The organism is Marinomonas gallaica (assembly GCF_001639745.1).
In the GTDB taxonomy this organism is placed as follows: Bacteria; Pseudomonadota; Gammaproteobacteria; order Pseudomonadales; family Marinomonadaceae; genus Marinomonas; species Marinomonas gallaica.
The window spans coordinates 1-17,090 of record NZ_LTAX01000014.1; the positions used below are offsets into that span (position 1 = coordinate 1).

A 17,090-nucleotide genomic window follows, 5' to 3' on the forward strand; every position below is an offset into this window, starting at 1 on the left:
CATTTAAGACTTCAAAATTTTTAGAAGTCTCCAGCGAGCGCCCACACAAATTATCTGATTATCTATTTTAAAGAGCGGCTGACGCGTTGTGCTTCGTTGTTGTGAAGCGTTGTCCGTGTCAGTGGAGGCGTATAATACGCATCTGAATTTTTAGCGCAAGAACTTTTTAAAAAACTTTTAATAGTTTTTAATTCCATGGATTTGTCGGCTTCCCCTATTGCGAGCCAGCGACAGGTAGAAGCAAAGCGCAGAAACTAAAAGAAGCGCCACGCGCTTCTTTTAGAGTAAGTTACTAGGCCCAAACGAATACGGCAGGAGCTGATCCATACTAAGCGTTTTACGTATGCCTTTTTCAGGCGAACAAATGTGTATAAGAGTCAGCCCATCTGAGAACTCTCGTATGCGTTGACGACACCCACCACACGGGGAGACCAATAGCTCGCCGGCTCCCATTACGTATATCTGTTTAATACGCTGACCGCCGCCCATGACCATCGCGGCAATTGCACCCGCTTCAGCGCAGGTGCCTTCGGGGTAAGACGCATTTTCTACATTACAGCCAGAGAACAATTCACCTTCTGCTGTTTCAATGACAGCACCTACTTGGAAGTTTGAGTAAGGCACATAGGCCTTACTCATTGCTTGTCTGGCCAACTCAATACATTGTTCAGCCTGACTCATTAAGCACGCTCCTTCACATAGGGTTTACCAATGGCTTTAGGACCTACGGCTTTACCAATGAAACCCGCTAACAATAGCACCGTCAAAACATATGGCAGTACTTCAATCGCTTGAACAGGGACCTCACCAATCCCGGGCAACGAGACACCCTGCAGACGAACCGCTACTGCATCCAAGAAACCAAACAGCAAACACGCACACAACACAGGCACTGGACGCCACTTACCAAAGATCAACGCAGCTAGCGCCATATAGCCTTTACCTGCACTCATATCTTTTAAGAAACCCGCATTATGTGCGGTGGATAAATACGCCCCTGCGATGCCACATAGCACCCCACAGATAATCACTGCACGATAGCGCACCAACGCAACAGAAATACCGGCAGTATCTACAGCGTGAGGGTTTTCACCTACGGCACGTAAACGTAAACCAAAGCGCGTTTTGAACACCACCCAGTATGTCGCAGGCACAAAAGCAAATGCTAAATACACTAGAATGTTATGACCGCTTAATAGCTCCGAGTAGATTAAACCAATCACAGGCACATCGGCGACCTGCTCGGCAAAAGGCAATGTAATCGGAGTAAAGCGCGCATCACCTGTTAAAGCGGGCGTTTGGCCACCTTGACTAAACCAATCCAACCCCAGTGTAACCGTCAACCCTGCGACAATGGTATTGATCGCTACCCCCGACACAATATGATCGCCACGATGAGTAATACAAGCAAAGCCATGAATCAAAGCAAGGCAAACTGATGCACCGATGGCAAACAGCAGACCTATCCAAGCTGAACCAAATACAGCTGCCGCTGCCGCTGCCGCAAACGCGCCACCGAGCATTTTACCTTCAAGACCAATATCCACGATTCCTGAGCGCTCAGAGAACAAACCCGCTAATGCGGCTAAAATCAATGGTGTCGATACACGTAACGTCGCATCGAGAATCAGTATTAATGTTTCAAACATACCGCGCTCCTATGCTGCCGCTCGTCTTAAAAAGAAACCTTCAATCCTGCCTTTAAACATGTTCTCCAGTGCACCAGAAAACAGAATAACAAGACCTTGAATCACTACCACAATTTCAGGGGTAATGGTCGGGATTTCAAAAGCCAGCTCTGCGCCGCCTTGGTACAAAGCCCCAAATAGCATCGCCGCCAAAATAATGCCCACCGGATGATTACGCCCCATCAATGCTACCGCAATACCAGCAAAACCATACCCTGCCGTAAAGTTAAGCAGCAAGTTATGGTTCACACCCATAATTTCGTTCACACCAACCAAACCGGCAAAGCCGCCAGAGATTAGCATGACCCAAATAGTTACTTTCGCGTTATCTATACCTGCGTACTGAGCCGCAGTTGGGTTTGTACCCACAGTACGTAACTGATACCCCCAGCGAGTGTGCCAAACTAGTCCCCAATACAACACACAGCATAGAAGTGCCAATATAAACGCCATATTCAATGGCGAGCCCCCAATATCCAAACCAAACGGCGAAAACAAGTCGTGCATATACGGAAGCCATGCGCTTTCTTCAAAAGTACGACTGATAGGAGACATCACCCCTTCTGCTTTTAACCAGTTCACCATTAGATATACCATCAATGATGATGCGATGAAGTTAAACATAATCGTTGTAATAACGATGTGACTGCCGCGACGAGCCTGAAGATAAGCCGGAATATAGGCCCATGCCGCACCAAACAACGCCCCACCAATAATCGCTAACGGCGCAATCACAATTAAAGGCAATGAACTGTCAAACCATAAACACAACAAGCCTACACCCAAACCACCAATGTAAGCCTGCCCTTCTCCACCAATGTTAAAAAGCCCCGCTTTAAAGGCAATCGATACTGCTAAGCCCGTAAAAATAAGGTTCGTGGCGTAATAAAGCGTGTAACCAATACCTTCATCATACCCAAAGGCACCATAGATCAAGTAACCGGCCGCTTCGATTGGATCTTCACCAATGGCTAGGAACACAAGACCGGAAACAAAAAATGCTAGCAAGATGTTCAGCAGCGGAATCAATCCAACACTGACCCACGCAGGGACTTTCGCTTGGCTCATTCCGGCGCTCCTTGCTCTTCATTCCATGCATTGGCCATCATCAGACCCAACGTACGCTCATCCGCTTCACTTGCATCGACTTGACCCACAATAGCCCCATCAAACATCACAATAATTCGATCACTTAATGCCATAATTTCATCTAACTCGACTGAGACCAGTAAGATCGCTTTACCAGCGTCCCGCAATTTAACTATCTGTTCATGAATATTTTCAATTGCACCAATATCCACACCACGAGTCGGCTGGCCGATAAGCAGCACCTCAGGGTTTTGCTCTACTTCTCGAGCAATAACGATTTTTTGCTGATTACCACCAGAGAAGTTCGCCGTTTTCAAATGCGGATTAGGAGGTCGAACATCCCATGCGGCCATTCTTTCATTACACTCATCCAACATAGCTTTGCGGTCCATTAGGATAGCGCCATTGTAATCGGATGAGTCATGGTAACCGAGTACTGCGGCTTCATAAGCTTCAAACCCCGTTACCAATCCCATTTTATGTCGATCTTCCGGCACGTGCGCCATCTTAAGATCACGCATTTGCGCGGCGGTCTTCGCTGCATTCGCTGTGATCGTCTGTCCTGCGAACTGAATCTCGCCTGATGCCATCGGCGTAATCCCAGACAGAACATTCAATAATTCACTCTGACCGTTACCGGATACACCTGCTATACCGAGAATCTCGCCCGCCTTGAGCTCAAGAGACACTTTCTTCAATCGTTCGACGCCCTGACCATCAAAAAACGATAACTCTTTAGCCGTCAGCACGGCTTGTTGCGGCTGAGCCTCATCTTTATTGACCTTAAGACGGACTTTTTTTCCGACCATCAATTCAGCCAACTCTTCCTTGTCAGTTGTTGCTGTTTCACGATGCGCTACCATTTCACCTTGCCGCATCACAGACACATTATCTGTCGACGCAAGGATCTCGCGCAGTTTGTGCGTAATCAGTAGAACGGTGACACCTTGTTCGGTCAAAGATTTTAAAATTCGAAATAAGTGGTCAGCCTCTTGCGGCGTCAACACCCCGGTTGGCTCATCAAGAATTAGAATTTTCGCGCCACGGTACAGCGCTTTTAATATTTCAACACGCTGCTGCAAGCCTACAGGCAAGTTCTCAACGACCGCATCCACATCAATATCTAAGCTGTATTCCTGTTCTAAGCGCTTCAACTCTTTGCGCGCCGCACTAATACCTTGATTCAAGACCGCGCCACCTTCAGCGCCCAAGATGACATTCTCCAATACGGTAAAATTTTCAACCAACATAAAGTGCTGGTGAACCATACCTATACCTACTTTAATGGCATCTTGAGAATTGCGAATATCGACCTGCTGCCCGTCAATAGAGATCGTACCCGAGTCTGCTTCATAGAAACCGTAGATGATGCTCATCAAGGTAGATTTGCCTGCACCGTTTTCACCAATAATGCCGTGAATCGTGCCTGCGGGTACCTGCAAACCAATATCTTTATTGGCCTGTACGGCACCGAATCGTTTCGAGATCCCTTCTAACTCAATCGCGTATGGATGTGTTTGATCACTCATATTTTGTTCTATGCAAAGTTCCAAGCAAAAAAAAGCAGCTGCTCACCACTAAAAATAGTGAACAGCTGCTTCTCTAGCGATTAATAATTACAAGTGCTATCAGACATATAGTCATGTACGCTGATCTCACCACTGATGATTTTCGCTTTTACGTCGTCCATCTTCGCTTTCATATCGGCTGTGATTAGGTCTTTATTGTAGTCATCCTGCGCCCAAGAAACGCCACCATCAGACAACCCAAGTACTTCTAACCCAGGCTTCCAAGTACCGGTATTCGCTTCTTCAAACACCTTGTATGCAGCCGCATCAACTCGCTTAACCATAGACGTTAGCATTGTGCCCGGTTGGATATGATTCTGGTTTGAGTCCACGCCAATCGCCAGTTTACCTTCATCTTTAGCGGCTTGGTAAACACCGATACCAGTACCACCCGCAGCCGCAAACACAACATCCGCACCTTTAGAGAATTGACTCTTCGCCAATTCAGAGCCTTTTGTTGGATCGTTAAATGCCGCACCTGTTGACCCCGTCATATTCTGAATAACGGTTGCATTAGGCGTCACAAACTTGACACCTTGTTCGTAGCCACAGCCAAACTTACGGATCAGTGGAATATCCATGCCCCCTACAAAACCCACCGTATCGGTTTTAGACGCCATGGCGGCTAATGCACCAACAAGGAATGACCCTTCATGCTCTTTAAAAACAATCGACTGTACATTTGGCAGGTCAATCACGGCATCAATAATGGTAAATTCCACATCAGGGAAATCTTGTGCGACCTTGGTTACCGCTGACATCATAGTGAAGCCCACTGCGACAATTGGACTGTAACCACGTTTCGCTAAACGTCGGAGATTCTGCTCGACCTGAGCTTCGTTCTTAGGCTCAGACTCACGAATTTTAATGCCAGTATCTTCCGTAAACTTGATAATGCCGTTATATACACCTTCGTTAAACGACTTATCAAACTTGCCAGCCTGATCGTAAACGACAGCTGGCTTAATATCCGCAGCATAGGCTGATGATGCTGCAATGGCTAATGCGGTAGCCGACGCAAGAAAGACACCTTTCATTAATGATTCCCCTTTGAATGCTTCTCGATTCCAACTTAAAAGAGATAAAGCTGGCTAATCGGTCAAAAATAAACTGATTATTGTTTGAGCGCAATGCCAGCGTGCACATTTGCACCATTATTGCTGTTGAATTTATGTCTGGTTGGATCCACCATTCATAAAATGTAGACGGTTTTTAAAGCGTTTGCCGCTTAAAATAACAGCAAAACGCACAATCACCTCTGGCAATGCGCGCAGTACACAGTACTACGCTGCCCCTGACGGATCTCCGTTAAAGGCAATTTACACACAGTACACGGCAAATCCGCACGACCATAGACTTTAAGTTCCTGTTTAAAGTAGCCTGGTTTTCCTTCACCGCTAACAAAGTCTTTCAAGGTGGTACCACCTTGCTCAATCGCTGCCGCTAACACCTGTTTGATGCATTCCACAAACAGCGCTAGGCGTTTCTTACTGATGTTACCGGCCGCTCGTGTCGGACGAATACCCGCCATAAACAAGGCCTCATTAGCGTAGATGTTTCCCACTCCGACCACGACCTTACTGTCCATGATGAATTGCTTAATCGCCTGCTTTCGCCCTTTCGCTCTTTCATGAAGATAATCCACACTGAACGCCTCCGTCAGAGGCTCGGGACCAAGATGAGAAATTAGCTCATGAGCATACCAATCACCGTCACTCCACAGCATAGCGCCAAAGCGACGCGGGTCGGTATAACGCAACACTTTGTTCAGCCCGACAAAATGAATGTCCACATGATCGTGAAACATGGGCGGGGTATCGGGTTCGACAAAGTACAGGCTTCCTGACATACCTAAATGAATAATTAGGGTGCCCACAGCGGTATGCACACCAATGTATTTTCCACGACGAGTTACATCTTGAACAGTTTGGCCTGGCAACAATGTACTTATCGCTTCAGGAATCGGCCAACGCAGCTTCGGTTGGCGGATTTCAATGCGCGCAACGGTTTGCTGAAGGATATGCGGCGCAATGCCATTTTTGGTGGTTTCAACTTCGGGTAATTCCGGCATAAATTCCTCAAGTCCACAATGGTTAGCTTATTTAAGATACAAAAAAACCGGCACAAGGCCGGTTTTTTTGTTAACAAAGCAGCAAAATTATTTAATTTTTGCTTCTTTGTACATCACATGCTTACGTACAACTGGATCAAACTTTTTCATCTCCAATTTTTCTGGAGTGTTACGTTTGTTCTTGTCAGTCGTGTAGAAGTGACCAGTACCTGCAGAAGATACCATGCGAATTAGATCGCGAGCGCCTTTAGAAGCCATGATTCAGATTCCTTATACTTTTTCGCCACGAGCACGCATTTCAGTCAAAACTGAATCGATGCCTTTTTTATCGATAATACGCATGCCTTTAGAAGATACACGTAGACGTACGTAGCGGTTTTCACCTTCGACCCAAAAACGGTGCCAATGAAGGTTAGGAAGGAAGCGACGCTTTGTGTGACGCTTTGAGTGAGAAACGTTGTTACCTGTAACAGGACGCTTCCCAGTAACTTGACAGACGCGAGACATAATTTAATTACCTTATGCTATCCGAAAATTATTGGAAGTTGATACTTCCTCAGGCGGAGCGTGGGTCACTCTGGAACTTCTTCTGAGAAGAAGACACTGGGGCCACAAAATCCCGTACCGAGGATATAGCGGCGCGAATTCTCCCACAGTCCCCTGCAAACAGCAAACGATTTGTTAAAAAATTGATCAACATTCATAGCTCAGTAGACTTTTTCGCTTCCAAAGTAAGAAGGTCAACCCAGAAATAAAACAAGCCATTATGAACGATAGAATGACATTGGAAATGATGTACAGATCGTAGGCTTCTTCCACCTTTAACTTGATTGCCATGGACAATATAAAAGTCGAGGAAGAACTACCTATACTCCCCCTTCGTTCAGAGAGTATTAGCTAACACCGAAATGATTGCTTGCGTCAGCTCTTGATGAATATCAGATCGACTGCGCTGACCACCATCGTCACATAAGGCATCCGTTTCTTTAACTGCTTTTAAAAACGCTGCAGCACCTTCCCTGCATTCAGGTAAAAAACTGAAATGTACCGCATCATGGACGTATGTCAGAGAACTATTTGGGGCAAGCTCTGCGAGTGTATCGGCTTTGACAGATACAGGCACTTTTGCTGGATCCCCTAAATTGATAAACGATAAAGGAGCATTTATGTGCTTTAAACTAGTATGGTCAAATGCCTTAGCTAAGCTCGGATCAATTAGCACCGCCGCCCTAACTCTTGGGTCGATATTAGACTGCTCAAACATAGCTCGATCCGTCTCATACAAGTCAAAACGTTCGACACTTACCTTTTTTTGATTAATGTAGGCCACACCTGAGGCAAACCAATGGCAGTCAGCCATGCTTGGGTAGCGCTCACAATATTGAGCATAATCCTCTAAGCTAGCCGTTGCACCGACCAGTTCCATCGCGGCCGCACCCCCTAAAGAGAACCCCAATACACCGATACGCTTTTCATCAACATGTTCTCGCCATGTAGAATGAGTTGTCAAAAAATCAATCAGAGTCGAAAGATCATCGGTGCGTTGCCATATCTTGGGCGTATCTTCTGGTGTCGAATCTCCTGTCGTTGTCTTTGGGTGATTAGGGCCTGCAACAACATACCCAGCACGCGCTAATTCTGTAGCGATCCACGCCATCCCTTTCACTGATGAACCAGAACCATGAGACAATAAGACTAACGGAAAAGAGCCTTTTACAGCGGGCGCATCACGCCAAGCAGGCACCCCTTCAAATACTTTACTAGCACCTACTTCTTTTAAAATTCCACCTTGCTTTGCCGGATACCAAACATCCACAGATAAATATTGATCACGCATCGAAGAAAACACCTGAAACGTTTGCACCCCCACCAACGCCTCACTTTTTTCTTCGGCGTATAGAGGCGCAGCCAACATGCCTTGCACCCAAATACAAATTAGCAAAACACCATATAATTTCATAATAAACCCACCCATCTCATTCAGTAAGTGAAGCGTCTATTATTGGAAGGCGATCATTTAAAGCGCCCTAAAACAGGTTTTAGGACGTTCTAAAACAGGATCTGGGAGAATTTGTGCTATAAATGCCCCCTCTCCGCCAACGACAATGGCCGGCTATCGCCCACAATAAAATGATCCAGTAAGCGCACATCAATGAGATCCAATGCTTTGCGAATACGCTCGGTAATATTGATATCCGCTTGGCTGGGCTCGGACACACCTGATGGATGATTGTGCGCCAAGATCACTGCGGCGGCATTATGGGTTAATGCGGCTTTAACGACTTCACGCGGGTAGACGGCCGCGCTATCGATGGTGCCCATAAACAACTCTTGGTAGCGAATTAGCCGATGTTGTGAGTCTAAAAACAACACGGCAAAAATCTCTCGCTGGGAGTGGCGTAGTTGCGTGGCAAGGTAAGTACGCACCGCTTCGGCGCTGTTGAAGATGGTGTCGCGGGTCAGTTGTTCCTGTAGATGTCGCTTGGACATTTCCAGCACGGCTTGTAGCTGGGTATATTTGGCATCGCCCAAACCGAAGCCTTGGCAAAATTCGTCGCGTGTGGCAGATAATAACGCTCGTAACCCACCAAACTGATGCAATACGCGTCGTGCCAACTCTACCGCACTGACACCTTGAGTGCCGGTACGTAAGAAGATCGCCAACAGCTCAGCATCACTGAGCATATGGGCGCCTTGCTGTATTAATTTTTCTCGCGGCCGTTCGGCTTCTGGCCATTGCTTGATACTCATAAACACCTCCTTGTGGTACGCTTTACCAAACTCAATACCGTGCACTGGCGACATCCTGTCGCATAGAAACAGCACGGTAAAATCGACTAATTTGTAATCAGAAGCTTATTATGTCCAGTCTTTTAAATAAACAGATTTTAGTGGGAATTACGGGTGGCATTGCGGCCTATAAAACCATTGAACTGATCCGCCTATTAACCAAAGCCGGCGCAGACGTACAAGTTGTATTCACAGAAGGCGCCAAAGCCTTTGTGACAGAAATGACCTTACAAGCTGTCTCTGGGCATCCTGTCCGCAGTAGTTTACTCGACCCGGCGGCAGAACTCGGTATGGGACATATTGAACTGGCAAAATGGGCGGATGCGATTTTAGTGGCCCCGGCCTCGGCGGACTTTATGGCGCGCTACAGCCAGGGTATGGCAAATGACCTACTCACCACGCTTTGTCTTGCTAGCGAGGCGCCCGTGATCCTTGCTCCAGCTATGAATCAAGCGATGTGGAAACACCCTGCCACACAAGCCAACCTTAAAACACTTCAAAGTCGTGGTGTAGACATGATTGGACCGGCTTCCGGGGCTCAAGCCTGTGGTGATGTCGGTGTAGGTCGCATGGAAGAACCTGACAATATTTTTCAATCGCTGAAGTTTATTTTAATGCCTACGCAGCAAGACTTAACTGGCCAACATTGGGTTATTACGGCCGGTCCAACCATGGAAGCCATCGATCCCGTGCGTTACATCAGTAATCACAGCTCTGGTAAGATGGGCTACGCGCTCGCCGAAGCCGCCAAAGTACGTGGCGCAACGGTTACACTCGTGAGTGGTCCAGTCAATCTACCTGCCCCTAGCGGTGTGCATCTGGTTGCCATAAAAAGCGCCGACGATATGCTTACTGCGTGTCGTGCTGCCATGACGTCGCCAGCAGATGTCTTTATCGGCGCCGCTGCCGTAGCGGATTTTCGCATGAAAGACGTTGCCACACAGAAAATGAAGAAGACTGGTGACAGCAATGAAATGCAGCTGACATTGGTTAAAAACCCAGATGTGATCGCCACGTTAAGCCAAGAAAAAGCCGCAAAATGTATGGTTGGCTTTGCCGCCGAAACACAAGATGTAATTGCTTACGCAAAAAGCAAGCTAGAGCGAAAAGGTCTGGACCTCATCATCGCCAACGATGTATCACGCACTGACATTGGTTTTAACAATGATGAAAACCAAGTTACCGTGTTATCCAAAGACCAACAATGGACACCGCCGAAAGAAGCGAAATCCGCCCTCGCCGTCGAGCTTGTCGAACTGATCACGCAACACCAATCCCAAATGTCATGAGTTAACCGATGAAACAACCTATTCAACTAAAAATCTTAAATCCTAAAATCGGCACAGAGCTGCCATTACCAAGTTATGCCACAGAAGGCTCTGCAGGATTAGACTTACGTGCCTGCCTTGACGAAGCCATTGTGCTGGCCCCAGGCCAAACCACATTGCTTCCGACAGGCCTTGCGATTTATATTGAAGATCAAAATCTAGCAGCGACGATTTTGCCGCGCTCCGGCCTTGGTCATAAACACGGTATCGTCTTAGGCAACTTAGTCGGTCTAATTGACTCCGATTACCAAGGCGAATTAATGGTGTCATGCTGGAACCGTGGTCAAACGACCTTCACTATTGAACCAGGTGAACGTGTTGCTCAGCTTGTGCTGTTGCCGGTGGTTCAGGCTGAATTCAACATCGTTGAAGAGTTTGAAGCAACCGATCGCGGCACGGGTGGTTTTGGCTCTACCGGAACCAAGTAACTCTCCGCTCCTGATTAATTTAGGTGAGTAAAACTCACCTAAATTAGCTCTCTTTTTGAACTGCCTCACGCTTCTTGCCTTTGGTAAATAAAGATCTCTTCTTTTGGTCAATTTTGCGTCAACTTTCATCATTTATAACTAGAGAGTCGACGCAGTTCACGTTATTATTTTGAGACATAAGTGGTCGCTTACACTCGCTGTAATGATTCTGCTACATGCTTCAAGTAGACTCCAGCGAACAACGCTTTGCGTCACTTCACTCTCTTCTTTGACTCAGTCAAAAGAGCTCTTTAAATAACAATAGGAGTGTTCCCATCGTGGCTTACACACGCGAATCTGCATTAGATGTTGCTCAGGTATTGAGCGAGTCGCTACCCTACATTCAGCGCTTTGCTGGCAAAACGCTGGTCATAAAATATGGCGGCAACGCCATGACTGACGAAGCGCTTCAAGCAGGGTTTGCACGCGATATCGTGTTAATGAAAGCGATTGGCATCAACCCAATTGTGGTGCATGGTGGCGGTCCGCAGATTGGCGAGATGCTAGCCAAGCTCAGTATCGAATCTAAATTCATCAATGGCATGCGTGTGACTGACACCGCGACCATGGACGTGGTGGAAATGGTGTTGGGTGGTCAGGTAAACAAAGACATCGTCAACATGATTACTCGTGCTGGCGGTAAAGCCATTGGCTTAACGGGTAAAGACAGCGGATTTATTAAAGCGAAAAAGCTGTTTGTAAAACATCAAGCAGAAGGCATGAGCGCACCAGAACAAGTAGACATTGGTCATGTCGGTGAAGTGGCAAGCATTGATACAAGTGTTCTAAAAGTCTTAGAAAACAGTGACCTGATCCCTGTTATCGCACCTATTGGTATTGATGAAGAAGGCAATGCCTACAATATCAATGCGGATTTAGTGGCGGGTAAAGTTGCAGAAGCGGTCAATGCTGAAAAGTTAATGCTACTGACCAATATTTCTGGAGTACAAGACAAGCAAGGTAACGTACTAACAGGCCTTAGCACGATGCAGGTCGACAATCTGATTGCGGACGGTACGATTTATGGCGGCATGCTACCAAAGATCAGCTGTGCCCTTTCTGCTGTAAATGCCGGTGTCACGAGTGCGCACATTATTGATGGTCGCGTACCACACGCTACGCTACTAGAGATCTTTACGGATACGGGCGTAGGGACCTTGATCACGAATCAAAACCAAAACGCTTAACTCGCAAACAACATAATTTTAAAAGCGATAGGCAACATTGATATGACCACAAAAAAAAGCGATCGACGCACGGAAATATTACAAGCTCTGGCGGCCATGCTGGAAAGTAGCCCTGGAGCACGTATCACTACTGCTGCTTTAGCAAAAGAAGTGGGCGTCTCTGAGGCGGCTCTCTATCGTCACTTCCCCAGCAAAGCGAAGATGTTTGAAGGGTTGATCGAGTTTATCGAAGAAACACTTTTCACTCGTATCCACCGCATCGTTCAAGAAGAAAGCGATGTACTGGTACGATTAGAGATGATTTTGAAGTTGACACTCGGATTCGCAGAGCAAAACCCTGGGATGTGCCGCTTACTAACTGCGGATGCGCTCGCAGGAGAAACAGAGCGACTACGGGTTCGAATCGCCCAATTGTTTGATCGTATCGAAACACAGTTGCGTCAGGTGTTACGTGAGTCTGAGTTGAAACAAGCCATGCGGCCTGCCATGGGAAGCAACGCTTGTGCGAATTACCTACTGGCATTATTGGAAGGGAAAATTCGTCAATACGTACGTACTGAGTTTAAAACAAAGCCAACTCAGGCCTGGCAGGAACAATGGCAAGTTATTGCCCCAAGCTTAATGATTGATCACGACTAAGCGTGATCAATCATTAGCCGTTAGACACCGTATTGGTCGCGGTAAGCTTTCACGGCTTCAAGGTGCTGAGCAAACTCAGGAGAGTCTTGTTCTGATAGATAAGTCATGATGTCATTTAGAGACACGATGCTGACCACAGGCATATTGAAATCACGCTCCACTTCTTGGATCGCAGATAACTCGCCTTGGCCACGCTCTTGACGATTCAGTGCGATCAGAACACCGGCTGGCTGTGCGCCCGCCGTATTGATGATATCCATGACTTCACGAATCGCTGTACCTGCGGTGATGACGTCATCGATAATCATGATGTTGCCTTGCAGCGGAGCGCCGACTAATGTGCCGCCTTCGCCGTGTGATTTTGCTTCTTTGCGATTAAACACGTACGGTGTATCAATGTCGTGATGATCATAAAGCGCTACGGCGGTGGTCGTCGCCAGCGGAATACCTTTGTAAGCAGGGCCAAATAAAACGTCGAATGACACGCCTGCTTCGACTAGGGCTGCAGCGTAAAAGCGGCCCAGTTTAGCCAACGCTTGGCCTGAGCTAAATAAGCCAGCGTTGAAGAAATAAGGGCTCACACGTCCCGATTTAAGTGTGAACTCGCCAAAACGCAACACGTTTTGCTCGATGGCGAACTCAATAAATTCTCTTTGGTAAGGTTTCATGCCGACTCCAGAAAGATAAATAACTATAAACAAATTGCCTCTTGCCAGAAAAATATGCTTTCCTGACAAGGAATGGGCGCTAATATAACACACGGCTAGGAATTGTAGGGACCAGAAATGAAGGTCATCAGCCTTAATGTAAACGGTATAAAACAAGCAGCAGAACGCGGCTTCTTCGAATGGATGGTACGCCAAGACCCAGATGTGGTGTGTCTGCAAGACATTCAAGCAGATGAACGCAGCTTAAACGACAGCGTTTTCTTTCCATCTGGGTACAATGCGTACTTTTTTGATTCGATGGAAAATCCAGAAGAAGCAGGTGTGGCCATCTACAGCAAAGCCATGCCTAAAGCGATTATGACAGGAATGGGATTCCCTGAGTGTGACTTCGAAGGACGCTTCATCCAAGCCGACTTCGACAAAGTCAGCATTGGTTCATTCCTCACGCCGCACGGCTCAAACCACGAAGAAGCACTACAAGAGCAGAAATATCGCTTTATGGAAGGTTTCAAGAACCACCTAATCAAAACACGCCGAAAACGTCGCGAGTTTATTTTCTGTGGTACGTGTAATGTGGCACGTTCACCCATTGATGTGAGCAGCTGGTTTGTCAATCAACGCAATTCAGGATTCTTACCTGATGAACGCAAATGGATTAACGAGATTTTCAATGATCACGAATACATCGATGCGTTCCGTCAAGTAAACAAACAAGATAAACAGTACACTTGGTGGCCTGATTATGAGCGCGCTTGGAAGCTAGATGAAGGTGGTCGCTTAGATTATCAAATCACAACGCCTGGCCTTAAACACATCATTCAAGGTGGCAGTGTCTACAAAGGGCAGCGTTTTTCGGACCACGCCCCATTGATCATGGAATACGATCTAGACTAACGTTAACGTGCGTTGAGTGTATAAAAAAGCCCAAGAACATACGACATTCTCGGGCTTTTTTAACATACAATCGCGCTCGCTTAATCTTGAGCGGTCGTCTCAGCATGAACCGTTAAGCGCAGCTGGTGCATTTCACCGGCTGGGATCTCATATTGGTTATCCAGTGCATTAGCAGTTTCAACACAAACGAATTGACGATAGTCACCTTCTTCCATATCCGTTCTTAACTTCGCAAGCGCCTCACCAGGGTTCCATAATACTGTAGATTGAGCCCCTTCCGACGCCACTACAAACTTACGCTTAAACACAGGATCATGAAGCTCTAACACTTCTGGCGCATTTAGATAAACACGATCTAATGCTTCACAGGGTGAAACAACACCAGATTGTTTCGATATTTTGTTGTCATCAAACTTATCAACGTACTTCACACCCTCTAAACCGCGCACTTCAGCGGATTGATTATCGCCAATATGGAAATAAGTATGAAGTGCCTCAGAAACAGGCATAGGTTTGTCGGTTAGATTGGCAGCAGAAAAATTGATACTAAACCCATCCCCCAAACGGAACACTTGACGCAACTCAAACGCATATGGCCACATCTCTTCAATAAGGGGATGATCTTCTGATGCCAACCGAATAACGATTTTCACATCACCATTTTTGAAACGTCCGACTTCAACTAGCTGCCAACGAAAGTATCGAGCTAAGCCGTGAGCAGGTAAATCTTCGTCTTCGACATTCGAACCAAACCAAGGCCAGCATACCGGTACACCAAAATGGCGACGCCCAAAGCGCGTTTGCGCCCCTTCATTAGCCGATTGAAACAGTAAGTCAGGTTGTCCGGCCGGAACAAAACTCACCAAGTGCCCGCCCCACAGTGCAATACGGGCCGTAAAACTTGGCTGGTCGATGATAATCTCATCGCATTCTCTCAGACTATTAGGCAGTATTTCACCGCCTAATTCCTCTAGCTCGCGCATCAGCTGAGCATCCATTTATCGCTCCAAAAATTCTCTTCAATTGAGTCATATTAGCCCTTCACGCCTGTATTACAATAGTTTGACGTTATGCTGAACATTCAAATCACAAAATAATACTCCGAATGCAAAAATAGCTTACTAAATCGTCGACTTTGCGCTATAACGCTGCCATCGTAATGGCAGGTTAAATCAGGCAAAATAACGCAATTCTACTATCCTTATTTAATACGCTTCTCCCTCTTCAACACTCTTGAGAATATGACACTATGAGTGATTATTTTGACCAGAAATCCGTGATCGGTAACGCCGAATGGTGCACCTTTCCATCATTAAACATCCCGGCAATTAAAGCTCGTGTCGACTCAGGAGCTAAGACATCGTCTTTGCATGCAGTCAACATTCAATCCTTCCAGCGAGCAGGCCAGCTTTGGGTAACCTTTGAAGTTCACCCGATTCAAGAAAGTCGTAAAGTCGTTGTTTACTGCGAGGCTGAGGTTGTTGATCAACGGGTTATCAAAAGCTCAAGCGGCGACCGCGAGAAACGTTACGTCATTCAAGTACCGTTACAGCTTGGTGAACGCACGTGGGAGGTTGAGCTTACGTTAACGGATCGCGACAGCATGGGTTATCGCATGCTCTTAGGCCGAGAAGCCATGAACGGCCGCCTACTGGTTGATCCTCAAGTGAGCTGTATATTCGGGGATCGCCCACAAGAAACGCTAGCAAAGCTGTATGAGACACCAGAGATTCGCGAAGGCGGTCTACGTATTGGTGTACTCGCGAGTAACCCTGAGCTGTACAGTAACCGCCGCATCATCGAAGCTGGCGAAGCCATGGGGCACGAAATGCAGTTTCTTAATGTGCGCCACTGCTATATGAAACTGGACGCTACGACTCCCGAAATCCACTATCGTGGCGGCCGTATTCTGAACGACTTGGATGCAGTGATTCCACGCATTCGACCAAGCATGACGTTCTACGCGTGTACCTTGCTTCGTCAGTTTGAGTCATTGGGCATTTTCTGTCTAAACGACTCAACTGCAATCGCTCAATCACGTGATAAGCTGCGTTCACTGCAATTACTGCTTGAACATGGACTAGCCATTCCGACCACTGGGTTTGCCAATTCACCGTTAGATACAAACGATCTGATTAATATGGTGGGTGGCGCACCACTCATTGTGAAGCTATTGGAAGGCACACAAGGTAAAGGGGTCGTTTTAGCCGAAACGAAAAAGGCCGCTGAATCTGTCATTAACGCCTTTAAGAGCCTTAATGCGAATATTTTAGTGCAAGAGTTCATCAAAGAAGCCAGTGGTAAAGACTTACGCTGCTTTGTAATCGATGGCAAAGTGGTCGCATCCATCCAGCGTGTAGCCGCTCCTGGAGAGTTCCGCGCTAATATCCATCAAGGTGGTCGTGCTGAATTAGTGAAAATCACGGCGGAAGAAAAACGCATTGCAATCAAAGCCGCGAAGGCGATGAATTTAAAAGTAGCAGGCGTGGATTTAATTCGCTCAAACAATGGCCCATTACTGCTTGAAGTAAACTCCTCTCCAGGTTTGCAAGGCATCGAAACGGCTACCAATGAAGACATTGCCTCGATGATGATCTCGGCTATTGAAAGACGCCTTGCAGCAAAAGCTCGCGACGCCCTTTAACAATATAAAGCAAAAAGGCTCTTACACCATCTATAAGAGCCTTTTTGCTTATTCTAG

The 17,090-nt window shown here is 46.7% G+C and carries 18 protein-coding genes and 1 pseudogene; 7 read left to right on the plus strand and 12 right to left on the minus strand.

Annotation, left to right across the window (positions count from 1 at the left end):
* Positions 1 to 279 precede the first annotated feature (279 nt).
* The 10 genes from AYW76_RS13005 to radC all read right to left on the minus strand — a co-directional run bounded on the left by AYW76_RS13005 (position 280) and on the right by radC (position 9,167).
* On the minus strand, positions 280 to 681 hold the full coding sequence (locus AYW76_RS13005) for a cytidine deaminase (RefSeq protein WP_067220922.1): 402 nt from the start codon (positions 679 to 681) through the stop codon (positions 280 to 282).
* Entirely contained in the window at positions 681 to 1,649 is a 969-nt protein-coding gene (locus AYW76_RS13010) for an ABC transporter permease (RefSeq protein WP_067033024.1), read from the minus strand. The genes AYW76_RS13005 and AYW76_RS13010 overlap by 1 nt, the downstream gene beginning before the upstream one ends.
* A 9-nt stretch (positions 1,650 to 1,658) precedes the next feature.
* Positions 1,659 to 2,756: an ABC transporter permease gene (locus tag AYW76_RS13015; RefSeq protein WP_067220926.1), complete on the minus strand. Its 1,098-nt coding sequence runs from the start codon at positions 2,754 to 2,756 to the stop codon at positions 1,659 to 1,661.
* A complete protein-coding gene (locus AYW76_RS13020) occupies positions 2,753 to 4,306 on the minus strand; it encodes an ABC transporter ATP-binding protein (protein ID WP_067220930.1) in 1,554 nt (517 codons plus the stop codon). Before AYW76_RS13020 ends, AYW76_RS13015 begins: the two co-directional genes overlap by 4 nt.
* Before the next feature lie 80 nt (positions 4,307 to 4,386).
* Positions 4,387 to 5,382, minus strand: coding sequence for a BMP family lipoprotein (locus AYW76_RS13025; RefSeq protein WP_067220935.1), 996 nt, complete (start codon positions 5,380 to 5,382; stop codon positions 4,387 to 4,389).
* Positions 5,383 to 5,597: 215 nt separating this feature from the next.
* A complete protein-coding gene (mutM, locus tag AYW76_RS13030) occupies positions 5,598 to 6,416 on the minus strand; it encodes a bifunctional DNA-formamidopyrimidine glycosylase/DNA-(apurinic or apyrimidinic site) lyase (protein WP_067220938.1) in 819 nt (272 codons plus the stop codon).
* An 87-nt stretch (positions 6,417 to 6,503) separates the two neighbouring features.
* Complete coding sequence (rpmG, locus tag AYW76_RS13035; protein WP_067033005.1) at positions 6,504 to 6,674, minus strand: 50S ribosomal protein L33; 171 nt, start codon at positions 6,672 to 6,674, stop codon at positions 6,504 to 6,506.
* A 12-nt stretch (positions 6,675 to 6,686) separates the two neighbouring features.
* A complete protein-coding gene (gene rpmB, locus AYW76_RS13040) occupies positions 6,687 to 6,923 on the minus strand; it encodes a 50S ribosomal protein L28 (protein ID WP_067033002.1) in 237 nt (78 codons plus the stop codon).
* 376 nt (positions 6,924 to 7,299) lie between these two features.
* A complete protein-coding gene (locus tag AYW76_RS13045; protein ID WP_067221097.1) occupies positions 7,300 to 8,376 on the minus strand; it encodes an alpha/beta hydrolase family protein in 1,077 nt (358 codons plus the stop codon).
* Between the two features lie 116 nt (positions 8,377 to 8,492).
* The gene (gene radC / locus AYW76_RS13050; protein ID WP_067220941.1) at positions 8,493 to 9,167 is read right to left on the minus strand and encodes a RadC family protein; all 675 of its coding nucleotides are present in this window, start codon (positions 9,165 to 9,167) and stop codon (positions 8,493 to 8,495) included.
* A 110-nt stretch (positions 9,168 to 9,277) separates the two neighbouring features.
* Here radC and coaBC point away from each other — a divergent pair, with 110 nt between their 5' ends.
* From coaBC to slmA, 4 genes are all read left to right on the plus strand, one after another.
* Positions 9,278 to 10,495 carry a bifunctional phosphopantothenoylcysteine decarboxylase/phosphopantothenate--cysteine ligase CoaBC gene (gene coaBC, locus AYW76_RS13055; protein WP_067220945.1) on the plus strand — a complete coding sequence of 406 codons (1,218 nt, stop codon included), beginning with the start codon at positions 9,278 to 9,280 and terminating at the stop codon, positions 10,493 to 10,495.
* 8 nt (positions 10,496 to 10,503) lie between these two features.
* Entirely contained in the window at positions 10,504 to 10,962 is a 459-nt protein-coding gene (gene dut / locus AYW76_RS13060) for a dUTP diphosphatase (protein ID WP_067220950.1), read from the plus strand.
* Positions 10,963 to 11,279: 317 nt separating this feature from the next.
* The gene (argB, locus tag AYW76_RS13065; protein WP_067220955.1) at positions 11,280 to 12,188 is read left to right on the plus strand and encodes an acetylglutamate kinase; all 909 of its coding nucleotides are present in this window, start codon (positions 11,280 to 11,282) and stop codon (positions 12,186 to 12,188) included.
* 42 nt (positions 12,189 to 12,230) lie between these two features.
* A complete protein-coding gene (gene slmA / locus AYW76_RS13070; RefSeq protein ID WP_067220960.1) occupies positions 12,231 to 12,827 on the plus strand; it encodes a nucleoid occlusion factor SlmA in 597 nt (198 codons plus the stop codon).
* A gap of 20 nt (positions 12,828 to 12,847) precedes the next feature.
* Here slmA and pyrE read toward each other — a convergent pair whose 3' ends face one another.
* Positions 12,848 to 13,495 carry an orotate phosphoribosyltransferase gene (gene pyrE, locus AYW76_RS13075; RefSeq protein ID WP_067220963.1) on the minus strand — a complete coding sequence of 216 codons (648 nt, stop codon included), beginning with the start codon at positions 13,493 to 13,495 and terminating at the stop codon, positions 12,848 to 12,850.
* A gap of 117 nt (positions 13,496 to 13,612) precedes the next feature.
* Here pyrE and AYW76_RS13080 point away from each other — a divergent pair, with 117 nt between their 5' ends.
* Positions 13,613 to 14,389 (plus strand): exodeoxyribonuclease III, encoded by a 777-nt coding sequence (locus AYW76_RS13080; RefSeq protein WP_067032943.1) that lies wholly within the window; start codon positions 13,613 to 13,615, stop codon positions 14,387 to 14,389.
* A gap of 80 nt (positions 14,390 to 14,469) precedes the next feature.
* Here AYW76_RS13080 and AYW76_RS13085 read toward each other — a convergent pair whose 3' ends face one another.
* Positions 14,470 to 15,387, minus strand: a complete 918-nt coding sequence (locus tag AYW76_RS13085) for a D-hexose-6-phosphate mutarotase (protein WP_067220965.1) — start codon at positions 15,385 to 15,387, stop codon at positions 14,470 to 14,472.
* A 251-nt stretch (positions 15,388 to 15,638) separates the two neighbouring features.
* Between AYW76_RS13085 and AYW76_RS19375 the strand changes: the two are divergent.
* Together AYW76_RS19375 and rimK are read left to right on the plus strand one after the other, a co-directional pair.
* Positions 15,639 to 16,049: pseudogene (locus AYW76_RS19375) on the plus strand (ATP-dependent zinc protease family protein); the annotation flags it as partial.
* A gap of 69 nt (positions 16,050 to 16,118) precedes the next feature.
* Positions 16,119 to 17,033 carry a 30S ribosomal protein S6--L-glutamate ligase gene (gene rimK / locus AYW76_RS13090; protein ID WP_231872612.1) on the plus strand — a complete coding sequence of 305 codons (915 nt, stop codon included), beginning with the start codon at positions 16,119 to 16,121 and terminating at the stop codon, positions 17,031 to 17,033.
* Positions 17,034 to 17,090: the final 57 nt, after the last annotated feature.